Origin of the sequence: Hymenobacter plasmatis (genome assembly GCF_020711255.1) — a bacterium.
Classification (GTDB): Bacteria; Bacteroidota; Bacteroidia; order Cytophagales; family Hymenobacteraceae; genus Hymenobacter.
Genome location: NZ_JAJFAW010000008.1, coordinates 103,053 through 123,044, shown reverse-complemented (window position 1 = coordinate 123,044; position 19,992 = coordinate 103,053). Strand labels below are relative to the sequence as shown.

Sequence of the window (19,992 nt, the reverse complement as noted above, 5' to 3'; positions counted from 1 at the left end):
AAGGCCCGCGGATTCCCAGCCGCCTTAGCTAGCGGATACTCGCTTCTAAACTCAACCTTTCACCCCAACCTTCCCCACTATGCACTCCCGCATTCGCACCTTAGAGCAATACCACGTCGCCTACAAGCAGTCCATCGCGGACCCCGATGCCTTTTGGGGCGACATCGCCGAACCCTTCACCTGGCGACGCAAGTGGGATAAGGTGAAAGGCGGCGAGTTTTCGCCCGAAGGACGGAGTACCTGGTTTGAAGGCGCCCGGCTCAACCTCACCGAAAACTGCCTCGACCGCCACCTGGCCCTACGCGGCAACAAGCTGGCTATCATCTTCGAGCCCAACGACCCCAAAACCCGCCACCTGCGCCTGACCTACCGCGAGCTGCACGAGCATACCTGCCAGTTTGGGAACGTGCTCCTAAAAAATGGCGTCAAAAAAGGCGACCGGGTCATCATCTACATGCCCATGATTCCGCAGCTGGCGGTGGCCGTGCTCGCCTGTGCCCGCATCGGGGCCGTGCACTCGGTGGTGTTTGCGGGCTTTTCGGCCACGGCCATTGCCGACAGGGTCAACGACGCCGAAGCCCAGGTGGTCCTCACCGCCGACGGCCTGAACCGCGGCGCCAAGCAGATTCCGGTGAAGTCGGTGGTCGACGAAGCCTTGCAAAATTGCCCTTCGGTGCGCCGCGTGATAGTGGTGGAGCACACCGGCTGGCCGGTGCAGTGGGAGGAAGGCCGCGATGTATGGTACCACGACGAGGTGAAGGACGTGGAAAAAGAATGCCCGGTGGCCGAAATGGAGGCCGAAGACCCGCTCTTTATCCTGTACACCAGCGGCAGCACCGGCAAGCCCAAGGGCGTGGTGCACACCCAGGCCGGCTACATGGTCTGGGCCGATTTTACCTTCCGCAACGTGTTTCAGGTAGAGGAAAACGACGTGTACTGGTGCACCGCCGACATTGGCTGGGTTACGGGCCACACCTACGGCCTCTACGGGCCCCTGCTGGCGGGCAGCACCACGCTCATGTTTGAAGGCGTGCCCACTTATCCATCGCCGGGCCGCTTCTGGGAGGTGATTGACAAGCACCATGTCACTATTTTCTATACCGCGCCCACTGCCATTCGCTCGCTGATGGCCGCGCCCCTCGACCACGTGCTGGCGTATTCGCTCAGCAGCCTGCGCGTGCTGGGTTCGGTGGGCGAGCCCATCAATGAGGAGGCCTGGCACTGGTACCACCAGCACGTGGGCAAAGGCCGCTGCCCCATCGTAGACACGTGGTGGCAAACCGAAACCGGCGGCATCATGATTTCGGCCTTGGCCGGCATCACGCCCTCGGTGCCGGCGCGGGCGGGCCTGCCGCTGCCCGGCGTGCATCCCGTACTGCTCAACCAGGACGGCACCGAAATCGAAGGCAACGACCAGGAGGGCTACCTTGCCATTAAGGCCAGCTGGCCCGGTATCATCCGCACCACTTGGGGCGACCACGAGCGTGCCCGCCAAACCTATTTCACGCCTTATCCCGGCTACTACTTCACCGGCGACGGCGCCCGGCGCGACGAGAATGGCCTCTACCGCATTATCGGGCGTGTCGATGACGTTATCAACGTCAGCGGCCACCGCTTCGGCACCGCCGAAATCGAGAATGCCATCAACCAGAGCGACTACGTAGTAGAAAGCGCCGTGGTAGGCTACCCGCACGACGTTAAAGGCCAGGGTATCTACGCCTACGTCATCTGCAAAGACGGGGTGCCAACAACTGACATGGAAATCCGGCGCGCCGAAGCCAGCATCATCGAAGCGGTGGTTGCCGAAATTGGCCGTATCGCCAAGCCCGACAAAATTCAAATTGTCTCGGGCCTACCCAAAACCCGGTCGGGCAAAATCATGCGCCGCATTCTGCGCAAAGTAGCCGAAGGCGAAACCAGCAACCTGGGCGACGTATCCACCCTGCTCGACCCACTGGTAGTGGATGAGATTGTGGCGGGGAAGAGGTAGCTCCTGAAAGGTTCGTATGAAGTAGGGGCGGGGCTCGCCCCCGCCTGTAGTTGAACGATTCAAGCCAAGTCGTCCACCTACGGGCGGGGGCGAGCCCCGCCCCTACATCGTCATGCATTCAAAGTGCATCTACCCAAAAACCTTCACCCGTTCGCCTTTGTGCTTGGTGCGCAGGTGATGGCGGATAATCTGCTGGGTGTCTTTGTTGTCGGTGAATGGTTGGATAACGTCCCGGAAATCAGCCAACTTGCGGGCCGAGAACGTCTCGTCGACGTAGGCGAAGCCGCGGTAGCGGCCGTTCTCGACCAGCACAATGCTCTTTTCCAGCTCGGTGCGGCCCGCGCCAATGACGACGAAGGTTTCGTGCTCGTAGCTGATGCTGTCGATGGCCTCATCCACGCGCTGGTTGTAGCTCTCGGGCGGCTCCAGGCCCAGGCAGGCGCCCTGGCAGTGGTGCACCTGGTAGTCGAAGCAGGCGCCCTGGGTTTTGTAGAGGCCGCAGAGCTTCTGGCACAGGTTGTATTTGGCCACTTTGTGGTACAGAAAGCCCTGGGCCTTGTACTGGTTGCCCAGCGCGATAATGGGGATTTCGGCGTTGCGGGCATCGGCGCGGCCGTAGGCCAGGCGCTTGTAGCCCTGCTCGTCTACGCGTAGGTAAATGCCCGCCGGGAACACCGAACGCCGTTGGGCGCGGTTGTAGGCCGGCTTGAGCTGTTTGATGAGGTGCGACTCGTAGAGCAGCGCTACCAGCTCAGAGCCGGTAAGTTCCCAGGTGATGTCGGCAATGGAGTTCTTGAATTCGAGGCTCTTGCGCGACTTTACATCGACGGCGAAGTGCTGCTGGATGCGCTTGTAAATGTTGATGCTCTTGCCCACGTAAATCACCTCGCCGGCCTCGTTGTGGAAGTAGTACACGCCCGTGGCCTGCGGCAGATTCGCCACCACCGAAGCCGACAGCAGCGGCGGCATCAGGGCTTCCCGAATAGCGGTCTGCACGGCGGCCACGCGCTTGGGCGAGGGCGTTTTGGTGGCGGTTTGGGGCCGGTTGCCGGCGGGCGCCAAGGCATCCACGCGGGCCAGGGTGTGGCTGGTGTCGGTGCCGTGGGGCACGTTTTCGCTTTCCTGGGTAATCTTGAGTAGCCGGCCAAACAGGATGGCGGTGGCGTGGGCGTCGCCGGCAGCGCGGTGGCGGTTTTCCAGCTCAATGCCGATGTTCTGACACAGCTTGCCGAGGCTGTAGCTGGGCTGGCCGGGAATGAGCGAGCGGCTCAGGCGCACCGTGCACAGGGTTTTGCGGGAATAGTTGTAGCCCAGGTCGGCAAATTCCTTCTTCAGAAACGAGTAGTCGAACCTGACGTTGTGGGCCACAAACACGCAGCCTTCGGTCATTTCCACCACTTTGCGGGCCACTTCGTGGAACCGGGGCGCGTCGCTCACCATGTCGTTGGTGATGCCGGTGAGCTGGGTAATGAACGGCGGAATGGCCCGGCCGGGGTTGAGCAGCGTGGCGTACTCGTCCACGATTTTCTCGCCGTCGTGAATGTATATCGCTATTTCGGTGATGCGGTCCTGGGTGGGCTGCCCGCCGGTGGTTTCAAGGTCAATGATGGCGTACAAATCGCAGGGCCGGGATGGTGGTCGGAAAGAAGACTAACAAATTTAGCCCGGCATAAGGTTGCACAACTAAAAAAGGCAGCCCTTACGGACTGCCTTTTTTGCGCTCTGAGCGGCCAATTGGCAGCGTACCGTCTGGTAGCTACTAACGGCTATCGCCGCACTATCTGTTGCTCTTGGCTTGGTTTTTCAGCTGGGACAGGGTGTTTTTAGCGGACACAATCTGGTTCCGCTGCTGTTCGATGACTTGCTTAACTGGCTGGGGCAGGTCGGGCTCCTTCAGAGCCATATCGTAGGCCTTGAGGGCCGTGGTATCGACGGTTTCGCATTCGTTCAGAATGACAGCTTCGTTGTGCCCGGAGACGGCAGTCTTTACATTCATCCAGTTGCGCTGCACCGTTGAGGCCACGTTGGTGAAAGAGCTTTCCACGGTCATTTTAGTATCGGTTTTCACGCCAAAGCGGCTGGCTTGTTGCGCTAGCTCCGAAGCGAATTGTGCTCGTTGGTCTGCAAGGTGCTTTAGCTCCGTCTTGATTTGAGGAGTAGATACCCCCGAAGCCGCTTCCTGATATCCTTTATTGGCTGACTTGTTAATTTCGACGAGGTCGATATAAGCGCGGGCTAATTTTTCATTGGGCGTTGTCATAGTTATAAAATAATTGGTGAGTCATGAAGTTAGGGATTTTTTTATAATAAAAACAATGCCTGATATAATAAAACATGGTTAAGCTGTCATTGCATCAGCTTTACCACGTGCCAGGCTTTGCCCAGAAAGCCGGGCTTATCGTCCGATTTGTCCCGTTTGGTGTCATCCCCGTCGGTTACGTCGCCCAGCAAAAAGCCCCAGGGCTCGGTGGTCTTGTTGGAATCGAACACGACCTTGAGCACGGCCACGAGCGGGATGCTCAGAATCATGCCGGGCGTGCCCCAGAGCTCGCCACCCAGGATAAGGGCCACGATGGCCGCCATGGGGTTGATGCTCACCTTCGAGCCCGTAATCATGGGCGTAATGAAGTTGCCTTCCAGAAACTGCACAAACACGCCCACCACCCCGGCCGCCTTCGCCGGGCAAGCCGGTGTCAGTAATGACGTAGGTTGGTAAATGCCACGAAAAAAGCCCCATCGGCTGCAAAGCTTGCAGCCGATGGGGCTCGTTCTTTCTACGCTAATTGGGCTAAATGCCCGGTAATTATTTACCGTTTCAAGGTGCCTTTCTGCTGCGTGACCCAGTTTTTGGCTTGCAGAACCTGGCTGTGCTGCTGTTCGATTACCCGCTTGGCTTCGGTGGGCAAGTCAGTCGATTCCAAAGCCGTTTCGTAGGCTTGCAGAGCCGTCGCATCGCCGGTTTCGCACTCGCCCAGGATAGCCGCATCATCATGGCCGGTGATGGCCGATTTGATGTTAATCCAGCCACGGTGCACTGCGGCGGCGGCGTCGGTTAGCGCGCCCTCTACTGTGCCGTGGGTGGTCGTGCTCAGGCCGTACTGGCTGGCGCGCTGGGTGAGCTCCGAGGCAAACTGGGCCCGCTGCTGCGAGAGCCGGCTCAACTCCGATTTGAGTTGGGGGTTGGTCACGCCTTCGGCGGCTTCCTGGTAGCCTTTGGCCGCGGTTTTGTTGATTTCAACCAGGTCGTTGTAAGCGCGGGCAGTGGTTTCGGTGGTCGTAGCCATGGATATAATAGGGTTTAGTGGAAAGGAAAACTTCCTAGAATATACTGCGAAGGCTACTAAGGGGTTGCGGTCGAGCAGACCCACCCGCCAAGCTTTACATGCGCTTAATCATGTGCCAGGCTTTGCCCAGAAAGCCGGGCTTGTCGTCCGATTTATCCCGTTTCGTGTCGTCGCCGTCGGTCACGTCGCCGAGCAAAAAGCCCCAGGGCTCGGTGGTCTTGTTGGAGTCAAATACCACCTTGAGCACGGCCACGAGCGGGATGCTCAGAATCATGCCGGGCGTGCCCCAGAGCTCGCCACCCAGGATAAGGGCCACGATGGCCGCCATGGGGTTGATGCTCACCTTCGAGCCCGTAATCATGGGCGTGATGAAGTTGCCTTCCAGAAACTGCACGAACACAAATACGCCCACCACCCCGGCCGCCTTCGCCGGCGAGCCCGTTTCGACCAGCGTAATCAGGGCCGGAATGGTGGCGCCAATCATGATGCCGATGTAGGGGATGACCGCCAGAATGGAAGCAAAAATGGCAAAGAACACGGCGAACTTCACCCCCAGAATCAGCAAGCCAATGGCGTTCAGAACCGAGACTATGACGATAACCGTGAGCAGCCCCGAAATGTAGGCCTGCACCACGGTCTGGATGCTGTCCATGGTGTGCAGCACCGTGGTACGCTTATCGGGCGCCACAAACCGGAACATGAACTGGCGCATGTGGTCGCGGTAGTACAGAAAGCAGAAAATGTAAATCGGAATCAGGGTCACTACGCTCAGCACGCCGGCCGTGGTGCTGATGGTGCTGCCCAGAAAGCCGCCAGCCGATTTTTTGGCCGAGCTCAACGAGGAGTCGATAAACTCATCCTTGCTCATCACGCGCATGCCCAGGCGGTCGTGCAGCCATTGCTGGCCCTGGTCAAAAAATATTGCCAGCTTCTGCTGAATCAGGGGCAGCTCGGCCCGCAGGTCCAGAATTTGGGAGCCAAACAAAATGATGAGGCCCGCCAGCCCGCTTACCAATAAAAGGATGGCCGCGATGATGGCCAGTACCCGCGACCAGCCCCAGCCTTCCAGCTTGGTTACCAAGGGCAGGAGCAGGGTGGAAAGCAACGCTGAAAAGAAAAGCGGCAGCAAAATACCGTCGAGCTTATGGAGCACAAATACCAGCAGCGACAGCCCAATGAGGAGGAAGGTGTAGTGGACCACCGGCGCCAGCTTGGCCTCGGGAATGGCGCCGCTTTGTTGGGCTACGTTGGAGTGGGGCGAACCACGATTGATTACCCGGTTGATTAGAGGAGGAAACATGCGGTTTGAAGAGGGGGAAATCAATTGGCGCGGCGGGCCAAAACCCGTGAACCCAGGCCAGCTAAGTGGTGTTGGAGACTAAATAAATTAGCGAGGTGATACTAAAAGAGCTGGCAATATTTCTTGCCCTCCTGCTAATTTCTGCGTTATTTTACCCAAAAACTGGAGAACAGTTGCCCAATGAACGACGAACTACTGACCGAAGCCTCCGAAGTGAAGGCCAAAGTCCCCGACCACGGCTATAACGAAGACAGTATCCGCTCGCTGGATTGGCGCGAGCACATCCGCCTGCGACCGGGCATGTACATCGGCAAACTCGGCGACGGTTCTGCTTACGATGACGGCATTTACGTATTGGTGAAGGAAGTGGTCGATAACTGCATCGACGAACACGTGATGGGCCACGGCCGCACCATCGATATCAAGATATCGGACTCCCGGGTGCAGGTGCGCGACTACGGCCGCGGCATCCCGCTGGGCAAGGTGGTCGACGTGGTGAGCAAAATCAACACCGGCGGTAAATACGACTCCAAGGTCTTCCAGAAGTCGGTGGGCCTGAACGGCGTGGGCACCAAGGCTGTGAACGCGCTGAGCGGCTATTTCTTGGTGCAAAGCGTGCGCGAAGGCATTATGAAGTCGGCCGAGTTTGCCCAGGGCAACCTGGTGAGCGACCCCAAGCCCCAGAAAACCAGCCAGCGCAACGGCACGCTGGTCACTTTTCAGCCCGACGACACGATTTTCAAGAACTACCGCTTCATCCCGGAGTATCTCGAAAATCAAATCTGGAACTACGTTTACCTGAACGCCGGCCTGACCATCAACTTCAACGGCCAGAAGTACTACTCCGAAAACGGCCTGCTCGACCTGCTGGCCCGCAAGGCCGATGTGGAGCACCTGCGCTACCCCATTATCCACCTAAAGGCGCCGGATATTGAGATGGCCATGACCCATGGCAACGACTACGGCGAGGAGTACTACTCCTTCGTGAACGGCCAGTACACCACGCAGGGCGGTACCCACCTGGCTGCCTTTCGCGAGGCGGTGGTGAAGGCCGTGCGCGAATTCTACAAGAAGGATTTTGACGCGGCCGACGTGCGCGGCTCCATCATCGGGGCCATTTCGGTGCGGGTGCAGGAGCCCGTGTTTGAGAGCCAGACCAAGACCAAGCTCGGCTCCATCAACATGGGCGAGGACGGCCCCACGGTGCGCGGCTTCATCCTGGACTTTGTGAAGGAGCACCTCGACAACTACCTGCACAAGAACCCCGCCACGGCCGATGCCCTTCTCAAGCGCATTCTGCAGAGTGAGCGGGAGCGCAAGGACATGGCCGGCGTAAAAAAGCTCGCCAACCAGCGCGCCAAAAAAGCCAACCTACACAACCGCAAGCTGCGCGACTGCCGCTTCCACCTGGGCGAAAACGCCAAGGACGGCGCCGAAAAGGAGCTGCTCACCACGCTCTTCATCACCGAGGGCGACTCGGCTTCGGGCAGCATCACCAAGAGCCGCAACGTGGAGCTGGAAGCCGTGTTCAGCCTTCGCGGCAAGCCGCTGAACTGCTTCGGACTGAAGAAGAAAATCGTGTACGAAAACGAGGAGCTCAACCTGCTGCAGCACGCCCTCAACATCGAAGAAGGCATCGAGCACCTGCGCTACAACCGCGTAGTAGTAGCCACCGATGCTGACGTGGACGGCATGCACATCCGGCTGCTGCTGCTCACGTTCTTCCTGCAGTTCTTCCCCGATTTGGTGCGCAATGGCCACGTGTTCATCCTCGAAACGCCGCTGTTCCGCGTGCGCAACAAGAAGGAAACCATCTACTGCTACAACGAGCAGGAGAAGCAGAACGCCATGCGCAAGCTGGGCAAAAACCCTGAAATCACCCGCTTCAAAGGCCTGGGCGAGATTTCGCCCGAGGAGTTCGGCAAGTTCATCGGCGAGAACATCAAGCTTGAGCCGGTGATTCTACAGTCGGACCGCAGCATCCAGCAGGTGCTGACGTATTACATGGGCAAAAACACCCCCGACCGCCAGAACTTCATCATCGAAAACCTGCGCTTGGAAAAGGACTTGGTGACTAGTGATGTGCTGCCCGTGGCCGAGGTGGCCGAAGCCGACCTGGCTTAATTGAGCTGAAATGCTATTGTGTTAGGAGCCCCGTTTGGCATTTGCCAAACGGGGCTTTTTTGATGCAGCCGGTATGCTTTCAGCGCAATAAATGTTAATATATGAATAGTAAAGCCATTCAGCAATAGGCGGGAGCAGCATAAAAACTGCCGTGGATTAAAGTTGACGCATATAGTGCCGCTTGCTTAAATTAGTCAATTCATAGCTCAGCAGTAGTACATTTATGGGCTGATTATCTAGATCTAATGCGGAGAATGATAGCGGGCCTGGGGCCGACTGCGATATTCGCCTTGGTATTTTGCTGGGGCCTGAAGCAGGCGGGGGCACAAGCCCCGTCGTCGGCATCCGGCCCGCGCCAGCCAATTGCATGGGCCGGGGCCGCAGCCCGAGCCACAATTGGCCAGGCCCAGCAGCACCGCATTGATAGCGTGCGTGGGCTGGTGCGGGCCCATCCCCAACTGGATTCTGTTCGGATAGTCCTGCTCACGCACCTGGCCAGCGAGCTGAAGCTGCAGAATGTGCAGTCGGCCCGCCCGGTGCTGGAAGCAGCCGTGCAGTTGTCTCGCCAATTGGCCATCGGGGATTTATTAGCGGAATGCTTGCTGGACCTGGCCGACTACCATATCACCCTGGCCGAATACGGCCCGGCCGTGCGGCGGCTGCGGGAGTCCCGCCAGGAGTTTGCCCGCATGCACAACCAGGGAGGCGAGGTGCGGTGCCTGGGCCGCCTGGCCCTGGTGGCCGACCAGCGGGGCCAGTACGCCTCCAGCCTGGCCTACTGCCTGCAAGGCCTGGCGCTATCCGACAGCGGCGATGTCCGCCGCTTTAATACTACCCTCAAGATTCAAGCCGGTGGCACCTTCAACAAGCTGGGCGACTACGCCCATGCCCGTTCTTACCTGCTGGATGCGTTGCAGGTGGCCCGAAAGTACGATTACCCCGACCGCATCAACCTGGCTTTGGCCGGGCTCGGCGATGTGTGCCGCAGCCAAAAGCAATGGGATGCCGCGCGGCTCTACTACACGCAAAGCCAGGCCGTGAGCCAGCGCTTGAGCAATGCGCCGGAGGTGCTGGCTATGCAAGTCAATCTGGCGGAAGTGAGCGAGCGGCAGGGCAAGCTGCAGGAGGCGTTTGCGCTGGGGTACCCGGCCTTGCGCCAGTCTGTGGCGGCGGGCCAGCTGCTGGCCATTCCGCGGGCGCTGGGGGTGCTGGCCCGGGCTTTCCTGCGCGTGGGCCAGCCTGACAGCGCCATTCTTTACGGGCAGCGCAGTCTGCGCGCCAGCCAGCAGGCCCGCTTCAACGAAGGCGGCCGCGCGGCCAATGAGGTGCTGGCGCTGGCTTATGCGGCCCGCAAAGACTTTGCGCGGGCCTACGAGGCCTCCATTGGCCGCAAGGTGTACAACGACAGCCTACTGAGTGAGGCCACCACCCGCCGCACCGCCGCGTTGCAGCTCAATTTTGAGCTGGGGCAGAAGCAAGCCCAAATCAAGCTGCTCACCCAGCAGGCCCGCCTGCAAAACCAGCAACGCGAGCTGGAAAAGCTGCGGCAAGCAAACCAGCTTATTGGACTGGCCGGGCTGAGCTTGGTGGCCATTGTCTTTGCCGCCTACCTGTTTTGGCGGTTTCGGCGGCGGCAGAGTGCCCGCGAAACCGCCCTGCGTGAAAGCTTGGCCGCCGATTTGCGCAACGACGTGGGGGCATTGCTGCGTCAAATCAGCCTGCAAAGCAATCTGCTGCAGGAGGGCCTGGCCGATGCGGCTGGCCAGCGCTTGCAAATCAGCCGGCTGTCCGATGCCAGCCGCACCGCCGTGCGCCAGCTCAATGACGTGGTGTGGAGCCTCGACGCCAAGAATGATTATTTGGCCGACTTACTCACCCGGATGCGCGACTACGCGCACGAAGTGCTTGACCCTAAAGGCATCGAATTTGCCTACGAGGTGCCTGAGGTACTACCTATTTGCCGCCTGCCAGCCCGGCTGCGCCGCAACCTGTATCTGATTTATAAAGAGAGCCTTCAGAACATTGCCAAGCATGCCCAGCAGGTGTCCCGCACCACCGTGCGCGTGCGGCTGGAAGGACCCCAACTGATTGTTGATATTACTGACAACGGGCAGCTAGTGCCAGAATTCAGCTCAACCGGCCCGGCCGAAAGGGCGGGGAACGGCCTGGCCAATATTGAGCTGCGGGCCACTGCCATGGGCGGAGCCGCCACCGCCGGCCCGGTGCTGGCCGCAAATGGCACTGTAATCGGTTTTGGCGTTCGGGTAGCTGTACCGCTGCCCTCCGCTTAATTCATGAAAATCCGGATGCTTTCGGGAGGGCGCTTTTATATAAGAAAGCCATGTCTTCTTTATTTAATAATTTGAATATTTATATCTATACTAATCACCTTGAGAGAGTATCAAATATTAAATGCACCAATGTTTGATTTTATGTAATTAAGCACTGCTATTGGCTAATAGCATGTTGTATTGGATGAAAGCTCAGCTGTAATAATCCGAAACGCTTGAAAAATTCTGCGTAAAAAGTACGTATTGTGCGCGGACTAAGTATTGTCTTGTACTTTTTTTTTCGTAGGTTTGAACCGCCGCCTAGGGGTAGACTAGTCGGCACATTCCACGGAAAAGCCCGGACCTTTGGTTCGGGCTTTTTTCGTTTGGTTAAAACCAGCATATTGTCGGGCTTTAATGCTATAGAATCCGATAGTATTTGGCTAGTAATTTTAGCTTGTTTTTTGGCCAAAAATTGCCGTATTTTGGGGTCCCTGTCCGCTTTTTCTGACTTACTGGATTTGACGGTTTATCGCGAATTCGCTAAGAAATTTGGGAACTTTCCGGCTTGGGCTGGAATTGTAATATGTTGCGCTCCGCGCTGATTCCGGTATTTTTGATGGCATTCGCCGACCTCTTTCGTTTCCCTCGTGGCTACTCTCGATACTCCTGATTCCGAACTCCCCGACCAAAATATTTTGCAGCCCGGTGATTCGGTCGACTTTGACCTAACGGCGTTTTCGCCTGCCGCGGCGGCTGATGCCCAGGAACTCGCCAGTTTTGCCGACCAAGCGGCCGAGCACGCGGCTGCCGAGAGCAGTCAAGCCGCTGCCGACGCCACCGATTTATTCGGCGACTTGCCCGCCGTGCACCTGGCGGCCGAGACCGTGCCCGAACCCGAAACCGAGGAGGAGCCCAAGTTTGCGCCCGGCGAGACCATTCACGACGTAGCCACGGTAAAGGGCATGTACCAGAACTGGTTTCTGGACTATGCCTCTTATGTGATTCTGGAGCGGGCTGTGCCGGCCATTGAAGATGGCCTCAAGCCGGTGCAGCGGCGCATTCTGCACGCCATGAAGGAGATGGACGACGGCCGCTTCAACAAGGTGGCCAACGTCATCGGCCAGACCATGCAGTACCACCCGCACGGCGACGCCAGCATCGGTGATGCCATGGTGAACCTGGGGCAGAAAGACCTGCTCATCGAAACCCAGGGCAACTGGGGCGATGTGCGCACCGGCGATGGCGCCGCCGCGCCCCGCTACATCGAAGCGCGCCTGAGCAAGTTTGCCCTCGACGTGGTGTTCAACCCCGACACTACGGAGTGGCAGCTCAGCTACGACGGCCGCAAGCGCGAGCCCACCACCCTGCCCGTTAAGTTCCCGCTGCTGCTGGCGCAGGGCGTGGAAGGCATCGCCGTGGGCTTGAGCACCAAGATTATGCCCCACAACTTTCGCGAGCTGTGCAAGGCCAGCATCGACGTGCTGCGGGGCAAAGAGGTGCAGTTGTTTCCGGACTTTTCGACCGGCGGCTTGTGTGACGTGAGCAACTACAACTCAGGTATGCGCGGGGCGCGCATTCGCCTGCGCGCCACCATCGAGAAGGTCGACAAAACCCTACTCATCATCCGCGACATTCCCTACGGCTCCACCACCACGGCGCTGATGGAAAGCATCGTGAAGGCCTCGGAAGCCAACAAAATCAAGATTAAGAAGGTGGTCGACAACACGGCCGCCGACGTGGAAATTCAGGTGCAGTTGCCCGCCGGCGTCTCACCCGACCTGACCATCGACGCGCTGTACGCCTTCACCGACTGCGAAATCAGCATCTCGCCCAATACCTGCGTCATCATCGACGAGAAGCCCCGGTTTGTGGGCGTGGAGGACGTGCTGCGCCAAAGCACCAAGGCCACCGTGCGCCTGCTGGAGCGCGAGCTGGAAATCCGCCAGGATGAGTTGTGGGAGAAATGGCACAACGCTTCGCTGGAAAAGATTTTCATCGAGAACCGTATTTACCGCAAGATTGAGGAATGCGAAACTTGGGCTGAAATCCTCGAAACAATCGACAAGGGCTTGAAGAAATTCGTGCGCATCGAAGGGGAGAAGGCCAAGGCCGACGACACCCGCATCGTGCTGCGCCGTCCCATCGAAGAAGACGACCTTACCCGCCTGACCGAAATTCGCATCAAGCGCATTTCTAAGTTCGACGGTTTCAAAGCCGACGAGTACATCCAGCGCCTGGAAACAGAACTGGCCGAAGTAGCCGACCACCTCGCCAACCTGACGCGCTATGCCATCCAGTACTTCGAAAACCTGCTCAAGAAGTACGGCGCGGGCCGTGAGCGCAAAACCCAGCTCCGCACCTTCGATGTCGTAACGGCTCAGAAAGTGGCCATTGCCAACCAGAAGCTTTACGTGAACCGCGTCGACGGTTTTGTGGGCTACGGGCTTAAGAAAGACGAATTCGTCTGCGACTGCTCGGACCTGGACGATATCATCGCCATTAAGCGCGACGGCACGTTTACGGTGACCAAAATTGCGGAGAAGACCTTCGTGGGCCGCGATATTCTGCACGTGGGCGTGTACAATAAGAACGACGACCGGCTGGTGTACAACATGGTGTACTTGGACGGCGCCTCGGGCATCAGCTTCGCCAAGCGCTTCCTGGTGTCGGGCATCACCCGCGACAAAACCTACGACCTGACCAAAGGCACCAAAGGCACCAAAGTGCTGTACCTGACGGCCAACCCTAACTCGGAATCCGAGATTGTTAACATTCAGCTCTCGGATAAGGCGCCGGCGCGGGTGAAGCAGTTTGACTTTGATTTTGCCGAGCTCGGCATCAAGGGCAAGGGCTCGATGGGCAACATCGTAACTAAGCAGCCCATCAAGAAAATCACGCAAAAAACCCTGGGCGACTCCACCCTGGGCGGGCGCGAGATATTCTTCGACAGCGTGGTTGGCCGCCTAAACACCGCCGGCCACGGCCGTTACCTGGGCCAGTTCGATACCGAGCACCACGTTTTAGTGGTCTTCAAAGATGGCAGCTACGAGCTGACCACGCCCGACCCCGCCAACCACTACGACGTGCCCAATATTGTGCTGCTGCGCAAGTACGAGCCCGATGTGGTGCTCAGCGCCGTGTACTTGGACGGGGAAACCAAAATCCACTACGTCAAGCGGTTCAAAATTGAAACCAGCACGTTGGGCAAGCGCTTCACCTTCATTTCCGAGACCAAGGGCTCGAAGCTGCTGGCCGTTACCGCTAATCCCGAGCCGCTGGTGGAAGTGAAGTTTCAGAAGGACAAGAAGTCTGACAAGGAAACCGAGAAAATCAACCTGCACGATTTCATCGACGTGAAAGGCTGGAAGGCGATGGGCAACAAGCTCAACTACTTCAAGGTGCACGCCTTAACGCTGCTCACCGACGAAGGCCCCGAGCCCCAGCGCCGCGAGGTAGCCAAGAAGCGCGTGGCTGCGGCCTTGCCCAAGCCGGGGGAGAACGGGGGAGGAGCCACTGATGCCGAACGCCCCGAGCCCAGCGGGGCGGTGGACGTGACGGCCGAAGAAGTAGCCCAGGCACGGGAGTTGCTCAAACGGCCAAAGGCGCAGCTAGGCCTGTTCTAATGCGCGCAGCCATTGGTATTGGGTGGTCGGGAGAACTTTTCTTCTGGCCGGCTGCCTGATACCAATAGTGAGCTACTTCTTTTCGGTGCCCCGTTTCTTTGCCCTTATGCTTGTTGTGCCCTGGTCGCGGTTTTGTCCTGCCTTTCCATTCAGGCTGTGGCGAAGCTGGCTGCTGGGAGTACTCATGCTGGGCTGGCTCGCCACGCCTGCCGCTGGACAATTTCGGACCCAGCCGCGCAAGCCAGCCGCAGCCGCCCCCAGCCGGCGGCCGCTCAATGCGCTGCCGCCGGACCCGCCGGCGGTACAGGCACAACTCTTTCAGGCTGCCACGCTGGCCAAGGGCTTTAAAGATTCGGAGGCGCTGGCCGTTTACCAGGAAATTCTGAAAGGCACTCCTAACCATTACTTGTCGCTGTGCCAGGCCGCTGTGCTGAGCGTAAAAATTGGGAGCCGTTACTCAGACGAAACCCGGAAAGCAGCGTATTTCGATGCCGGCCGGCAGTACGCCGACCGTGCCCTGCTTATTCGGCCCGAAGGCGGTGAGAGCAATTACGCTGTCGCATTGGCCTTATTCAACCAGGCCACCCTCTACAAGGCCGGCGCCCGCTTGAAGGCCTTCCGGGATTTGCGCTCGCACGTGTACCTCGTCACCGAGCGCCGCCCTGATATGGCGGAGGGCTGGCAGCTACTGGGCCGCTGGCAGTACCGTGTGGCCCACTACAACCTGCTCGAGCGGCTATACAGCAAATTTGTGCTGGGTGGCGTGCCAGATGGCGGTGACAGCCACGAGGCCATGGAAGACCTGGAAAAAGCCCGAAAGCTCGCGCCCAATAACATCGAATTTTGCTACGACCTGGCCCGCATGTGCCGCTATCAGGGCCGCCGTCGTCGGGCCATCGAGGTTCTGCGCGAAGCGGAAAGAATTTCGCCCATCACCAGCGAAGACCTTGTCATAAGTAGGCTTTGCCGGCAGATGCTACCTCCCTTGCTCCGTGCCGATGCCCGCCGGAACCAGCGCTCCACCCGGCTCGAACAGACAGAATCAGCGCCGGCCGCGCTGCCGCCCAGCCCTAGCCCAGCCGCTGCCGATTCAGTTAGCCGCAAACAGTAGCTTGGCTAGCCGGTCGAGTTGACGCACCGCCAATTGAGCTGATTGCAACCAAGCAGGCCAGCATTTGGCGCTTGGGGCAAAGCTAAAAGGCACTTCCAAGCCACACGTTAAGTTATGAGTACTATCAAAAAAGGTGCTTGACTAATCAGCGGAAGCTTATCCTCAACCGCTGCAGCTACCTTTGAACCACGCTTTCCTGCCGCTTGGCCTGTTCATGACCCGCCGTTTGCCTTTCTTACTGGTTCTACTCGCCGCTTGCCAGGCCGAGCCCAACGAACGGCCTGATACGCTGGTTAATTTGGCTACGGTCCAAAGCGGGCCCCGCGTGCAGGCCGATGAGCTGAACGGAGCCATTGTTAGGGAGCCAAAAAATACGGCTCTGCTGGCGCGTCGGGCCACTTTGCGCCTGGCCGCCGGGCAGCCCCGCGCCGCCCTCCAGGATGTCGCGACTGCCCTGGAAATCGATGACACCGATGGCAGGCTGTACTTTTTGCAAGCGCGGGCATACCGGGCGTTGGGCCAATTGCCCGAGGCCCTGGCCGCCGCACGGCAAGCGGCCGAACACGGGTTTTCCGGGCCAGAGCTGCCTCTACTGGTGGGCGAAACCCATTTAGCCGCGCGCAACTATTCCGCTGCTCTGGACAACCTCGACCGCACCCTGCGCCTCGACCCTGACCAGCCCGCTGCCCTTTTCTACAAAGGCCTGGCCTACGCTGCCACCGCTGATACCTCGACTGCCGTTCAGTATCTGCAGGACGCCCTGGCCCGTGACCCCCGCGAGCCCGAGATTCTGCACCAGCTGGCGTTTCTGCTTAATGCTTGGCGGGTGCCGAGCGATGCCGCCCGCTACGCCGCCTTGGGTATGAAGCTGGATACTACCTCCGGGCTACTTCGGTACGACTACGGTCGCCAGCTGGAGCTGCAGGGCCGCCCCGATAGCGCCCTGTGGTACTACCGCCGCGCCTTAACGCTGGACACCACCGTGTACCGGGCCGACTACCGCCTGGGCTTGGCCGCGGCCAAAGCGCGCCGCCCCCTAGCTGTGATTGAGCACCTCACGCGGGCCCTGCGCCGTAATCCCCGCCTGCCGCAGGCCCGGGCGCTGCTCGCCGAAGCGCTGGAAACCCAAAACCGCCTGCCCGAAGCGTTGACCCAATACCGCCAGCTCGTGGCCGAAAACCCGGGCAACGCGCACTGGACCTATAAAGTCTGGAAACTCAACGGCCGGGTGCAAGGCCAGCTGCCGGATAGCTTGCGTCCCGCGCCACGGTATTATTACCGCCGGCCCCAGCGGCCCGCGCCCATTAGCCCGCTACCATCGCTCAGGCCCAGCACGGGGTGAATGCCATCGGGACGGAAAACCGAAGTGCTTGCGTAAGTTGAAAAATTATAAACCCAGCTTCCTCAGTAATCTTAAATTCATTATTGAGCAACGTGTAACTTGCGCCCCGCTTAGCCCCACGGGGGCTTTTATTCCAATCCTATGCTCAATATTACCCTCCCCGACGGCTCGGTTCGCCAAGTCGAGTCTGGCTCTACGGGCCATGCCCTGGCCGCCAGCATCAGTGAAGGCCTGGCCCGCAATGCCTTGGCTGTGCGCGTCAATGGCGAAGTCCGCGACCTCTACCGTCCCTTCACGGAAGATGCTACCGTTGAAATCCTGACCTGGAACGACGAGGCCGGCAAGGCTACTTATTGGCATTCCTCGGCTCACCTGATGGCCGAAGCGCTCGAAACGCTCTATCCCGGCGTGAAGCTGGCCATCGGCCCCGCCGTAGAGAACGGCTTCTACTACGACGTCGATTTGGGCGAAGGTCGCAGCATTTCCAGCGAAGACTTCCCCGAAATCGAGAAGAAGATGCTGGAGCTGGCCAAAAACAAAAGCCGCTACATCCGCCAGGAAATATCGAAGGCCGATGCCATCGCCTACTTCCAGGAAAAGCAGGACCCCTACAAACTGGAACTGCTCGAAAACTTGGAAGACGGCCAGATTACCTTCTATACCCAAGGTGGTTTCACCGACCTCTGCCGAGGCCCGCACATCCCCGACACCAGCACCATCAAAGCAGCCAAGCTCATGAACGTGGCCGGTGCCTACTGGCGCGGCGATGAGAAAAACAAGCAGCTCACGCGCCTCTACGGCATCACTTTCCCCAAAGCCAAGGACCTCACCGAGTACCTGGAGCGGCTGGAGGAAGCCAAGCGCCGCGACCACCGCAAGTTGGGCAAGGAGTTGAAGCTGTTTGCTTTCTCAGAGAAAGTAGGAGCTGGGCTGCCCTTGTGGCTGCCCAAAGGCACTGCCCTGCGCGAGCGCCTCGAGCAGTTCCTGCGCAAAGCCCAGGTGAAGGCCGGCTACCAGCCCGTGGTAACTCCCCACATCGGAGCGAAAGAGCTGTACGTGACCAGCGGCCACTACGAGAAATACGGCGCTGACTCGTTCCAACCCATCAAGACGCCTAACCCCGGCGAGGAATTCTTCCTCAAGCCGATGAACTGCCCCCACCACTGCGAAATCTATAAAACGGAGCCCCGCAGCTACCGCGACCTTCCCGTTCGCTACGCCGAGTTTGGCACCGTGTACCGCTACGAGCAATCGGGCGAGCTGCACGGCCTGACCCGTGTGCGCGGCTTTACGCAGGACGATGCCCACATCTTCTGCCGCCCCGACCAGGTGAAGGAGGAGTTCAAGAAGGTGATTGACTTGGTGCTTTACGTGTTCAAAAACCTCGGTTTTGAAGACTACACAGCCCAAATCAGCCTCCGCGACCCGGAGAACAAAACCAAGTACATCGGCTCCGATGAGAACTGGTTTTTGGCTGAAAGCGCCATCCAGGAAGCCGCCGCCGAAAAAGGCCTGCCCACGGTAACCGAACTAGGCGAAGCGGCCTTCTACGGCCCCAAGCTCGACTTCATGGTGCGCGATGCCCTCGGGCGCCGCTGGCAGTTGGGCACCATTCAGGTAGACTACAACCTGCCGGAGCGGTTCGACTTGGAGTATGTCGCTTCCGACAACTCCCGCCAGCGCCCCGTGATGCTGCACCGCGCGCCCTTTGGCTCGCTGGAGCGGTTCGTGGCTGTGCTCATCGAACATTGCGCTGGCAATTTCCCCCTGTGGCTGACACCCGAGCAATTCATTGTGCTCCCGATTTCGGACAAGTACATCGACTACGCCAACGAGGTGAAAGCCCAACTGGAACAGCGCGAGCTACGCGGTACCGTGGATGCCCGCGATGAGCGTATTGGCCGCAAAATTCGCGATGCCGAAATGGGCAAAATCCCTTACCTGCTGGTAGTAGGCGAGAAGGAAGCCCAGGACAACATCATTTCGGTGCGCAAGCATGGCGAAGGCGACCTGGGTTCTATGCCTCTCGATGCTTTCGTGAAGAGCGTGCAAAGCCAGATTGTTGAAGCTTATTAATTAAGGAACAGCACCGTCAGGTTGAGCCAGCGAAAGCAGCTCAACCTGACGGTGTTTGATTTTCCTTGCCTGAGGCCGTGCTTAGTGTATTTCACTACTGATTTCACAAGTAATTTGCCTTTACCAAGATAAATACCGATATTTGCCCCCTGATTGCCAGGCCTTACCAGGCCTAAACCGCCCCGAATCTCATTTCCCGCCACTTTTTTAGGAGGAGGACCAAACCATAGCAGCCCCGAATCGTCGGTACGTGCCCCGCCAGCAGGTGGAAGAGCCGTTCAAAATCAACCAAAAAATCCTGGCTCGCGAAGTGCGCCTGGTCGGCGACAACGTCGAGCAAGGCGTTTATCCGACCGACCAAGCCCGGAAAATGGCCCAGGACCAGAATCTCGACCTCGTTGAGATTTCGCCCACGGCCACGCCGCCCGTATGCCGCGTCATCGACTACTCGAAATTCAAGTACGAGCAGAAGAAGAAGACCCGCGAGCTGAAGGCCAAGCAGACCAAGGTCGTCCTGAAAGAAATTCGTTTCGGTCCCAACACCGACGAGCACGACTTCGCCTTTAAGGTGAAGCACGCCCAGGAGTTTTTGCGCGAAGGCGCGAAAATCAAGAGCTACGTGCACTTTGTGGGTCGTAGCATCGTGTTTAAAGAGCGGGGCGAAATCCTGCTGCTCAAGTTTGCCCAGGCTCTTGAAGACCTGGCCAAAGTAGAGCAACTGCCCAAGCTCGAAGGCAAGCGCATGTTCCTCTACCTCGCTCCCAAAGCGGCGGCCGTAGTGAAGCCTGCTGCTAAGCCGGCCGCTGCTCCGGATGCTAAGGCTGAGAAAAAAGCTCCCAAGCCTGCTGCTGAGCCTGCCGACAAGGCAG

12 protein-coding genes and 1 pseudogene are annotated in these 19,992 nt (G+C 58.7%); 8 read left to right on the top strand and 5 right to left on the bottom strand.

The genetic code is table 11. The features are described 5' to 3' along the window. Positions 1-79 precede the first annotated feature (79 nt). The gene (gene acs, locus LJ738_RS08020; protein WP_227785812.1) at positions 80-1,990 is read left to right on the top strand and encodes an acetate--CoA ligase; all 1,911 of its coding nucleotides are present in this window, start codon (positions 80-82) and stop codon (positions 1,988-1,990) included. Between the two features lie 129 nt (positions 1,991-2,119). Here acs and LJ738_RS08015 read toward each other — a convergent pair whose 3' ends face one another. The 5 genes from LJ738_RS08015 to LJ738_RS07995 all read right to left on the bottom strand — a co-directional run bounded on the left by LJ738_RS08015 (position 2,120) and on the right by LJ738_RS07995 (position 6,574). Continuing rightward, on the bottom strand, positions 2,120-3,607 hold the full coding sequence (locus LJ738_RS08015; protein ID WP_227785811.1) for an exonuclease domain-containing protein: 1,488 nt from the start codon (positions 3,605-3,607) through the stop codon (positions 2,120-2,122). A gap of 160 nt (positions 3,608-3,767) precedes the next feature. Continuing rightward, positions 3,768-4,250 (bottom strand): ferritin-like domain-containing protein, encoded by a 483-nt coding sequence (locus LJ738_RS08010; protein ID WP_227785809.1) that lies wholly within the window; start codon positions 4,248-4,250, stop codon positions 3,768-3,770. Positions 4,251-4,336: 86 nt separating this feature from the next. Further along, on the bottom strand, positions 4,337-4,645 hold the full coding sequence (locus LJ738_RS08005; protein ID WP_317206789.1) for an AI-2E family transporter: 309 nt from the start codon (positions 4,643-4,645) through the stop codon (positions 4,337-4,339). Between the two features lie 152 nt (positions 4,646-4,797). After that, a complete protein-coding gene (locus LJ738_RS08000) occupies positions 4,798-5,274 on the bottom strand; it encodes a ferritin-like domain-containing protein (RefSeq protein WP_227785808.1) in 477 nt (158 codons plus the stop codon). Positions 5,275-5,368: 94 nt separating this feature from the next. Continuing rightward, on the bottom strand, positions 5,369-6,574 hold the full coding sequence (locus LJ738_RS07995; RefSeq protein ID WP_227785807.1) for an AI-2E family transporter: 1,206 nt from the start codon (positions 6,572-6,574) through the stop codon (positions 5,369-5,371). A 180-nt stretch (positions 6,575-6,754) separates the two neighbouring features. On the opposite strand from LJ738_RS07995, the gene LJ738_RS07990 reads away from it, so the two are divergent. From LJ738_RS07990 to infC, 7 genes and pseudogenes are all read left to right on the top strand, one after another. Further along, the gene (locus LJ738_RS07990) at positions 6,755-8,698 is read left to right on the top strand and encodes a DNA topoisomerase IV subunit B (RefSeq protein WP_068195191.1); all 1,944 of its coding nucleotides are present in this window, start codon (positions 6,755-6,757) and stop codon (positions 8,696-8,698) included. 245 nt (positions 8,699-8,943) lie between these two features. After that, complete coding sequence (locus LJ738_RS07985) at positions 8,944-10,989, top strand: tetratricopeptide repeat protein (RefSeq protein ID WP_262907609.1); 2,046 nt, start codon at positions 8,944-8,946, stop codon at positions 10,987-10,989. Between the two features lie 866 nt (positions 10,990-11,855). After that, positions 11,856-14,594, top strand: a complete 2,739-nt coding sequence (locus LJ738_RS07980; protein WP_410779911.1) for a DNA gyrase/topoisomerase IV subunit A — start codon at positions 11,856-11,858, stop codon at positions 14,592-14,594. 184 nt (positions 14,595-14,778) lie between these two features. Then, positions 14,779-15,705 (top strand): tetratricopeptide repeat protein, encoded by a 927-nt coding sequence (locus tag LJ738_RS07975; RefSeq protein WP_227785805.1) that lies wholly within the window; start codon positions 14,779-14,781, stop codon positions 15,703-15,705. Positions 15,706-15,886: 181 nt separating this feature from the next. Continuing rightward, on the top strand, positions 15,887-17,047 hold the full coding sequence (locus tag LJ738_RS07970) for a tetratricopeptide repeat protein (protein ID WP_227785803.1): 1,161 nt from the start codon (positions 15,887-15,889) through the stop codon (positions 17,045-17,047). Positions 17,048-17,188: 141 nt separating this feature from the next. Next, entirely contained in the window at positions 17,189-19,123 is a 1,935-nt protein-coding gene (thrS, locus tag LJ738_RS07965; RefSeq protein ID WP_227785801.1) for a threonine--tRNA ligase, read from the top strand. A gap of 226 nt (positions 19,124-19,349) precedes the next feature. Then, positions 19,350-19,907 (top strand): annotated as a pseudogene (gene infC / locus LJ738_RS07960) (translation initiation factor IF-3); the annotation flags it as partial. Between the last annotated feature and the right edge of the window lie 85 nt (positions 19,908-19,992).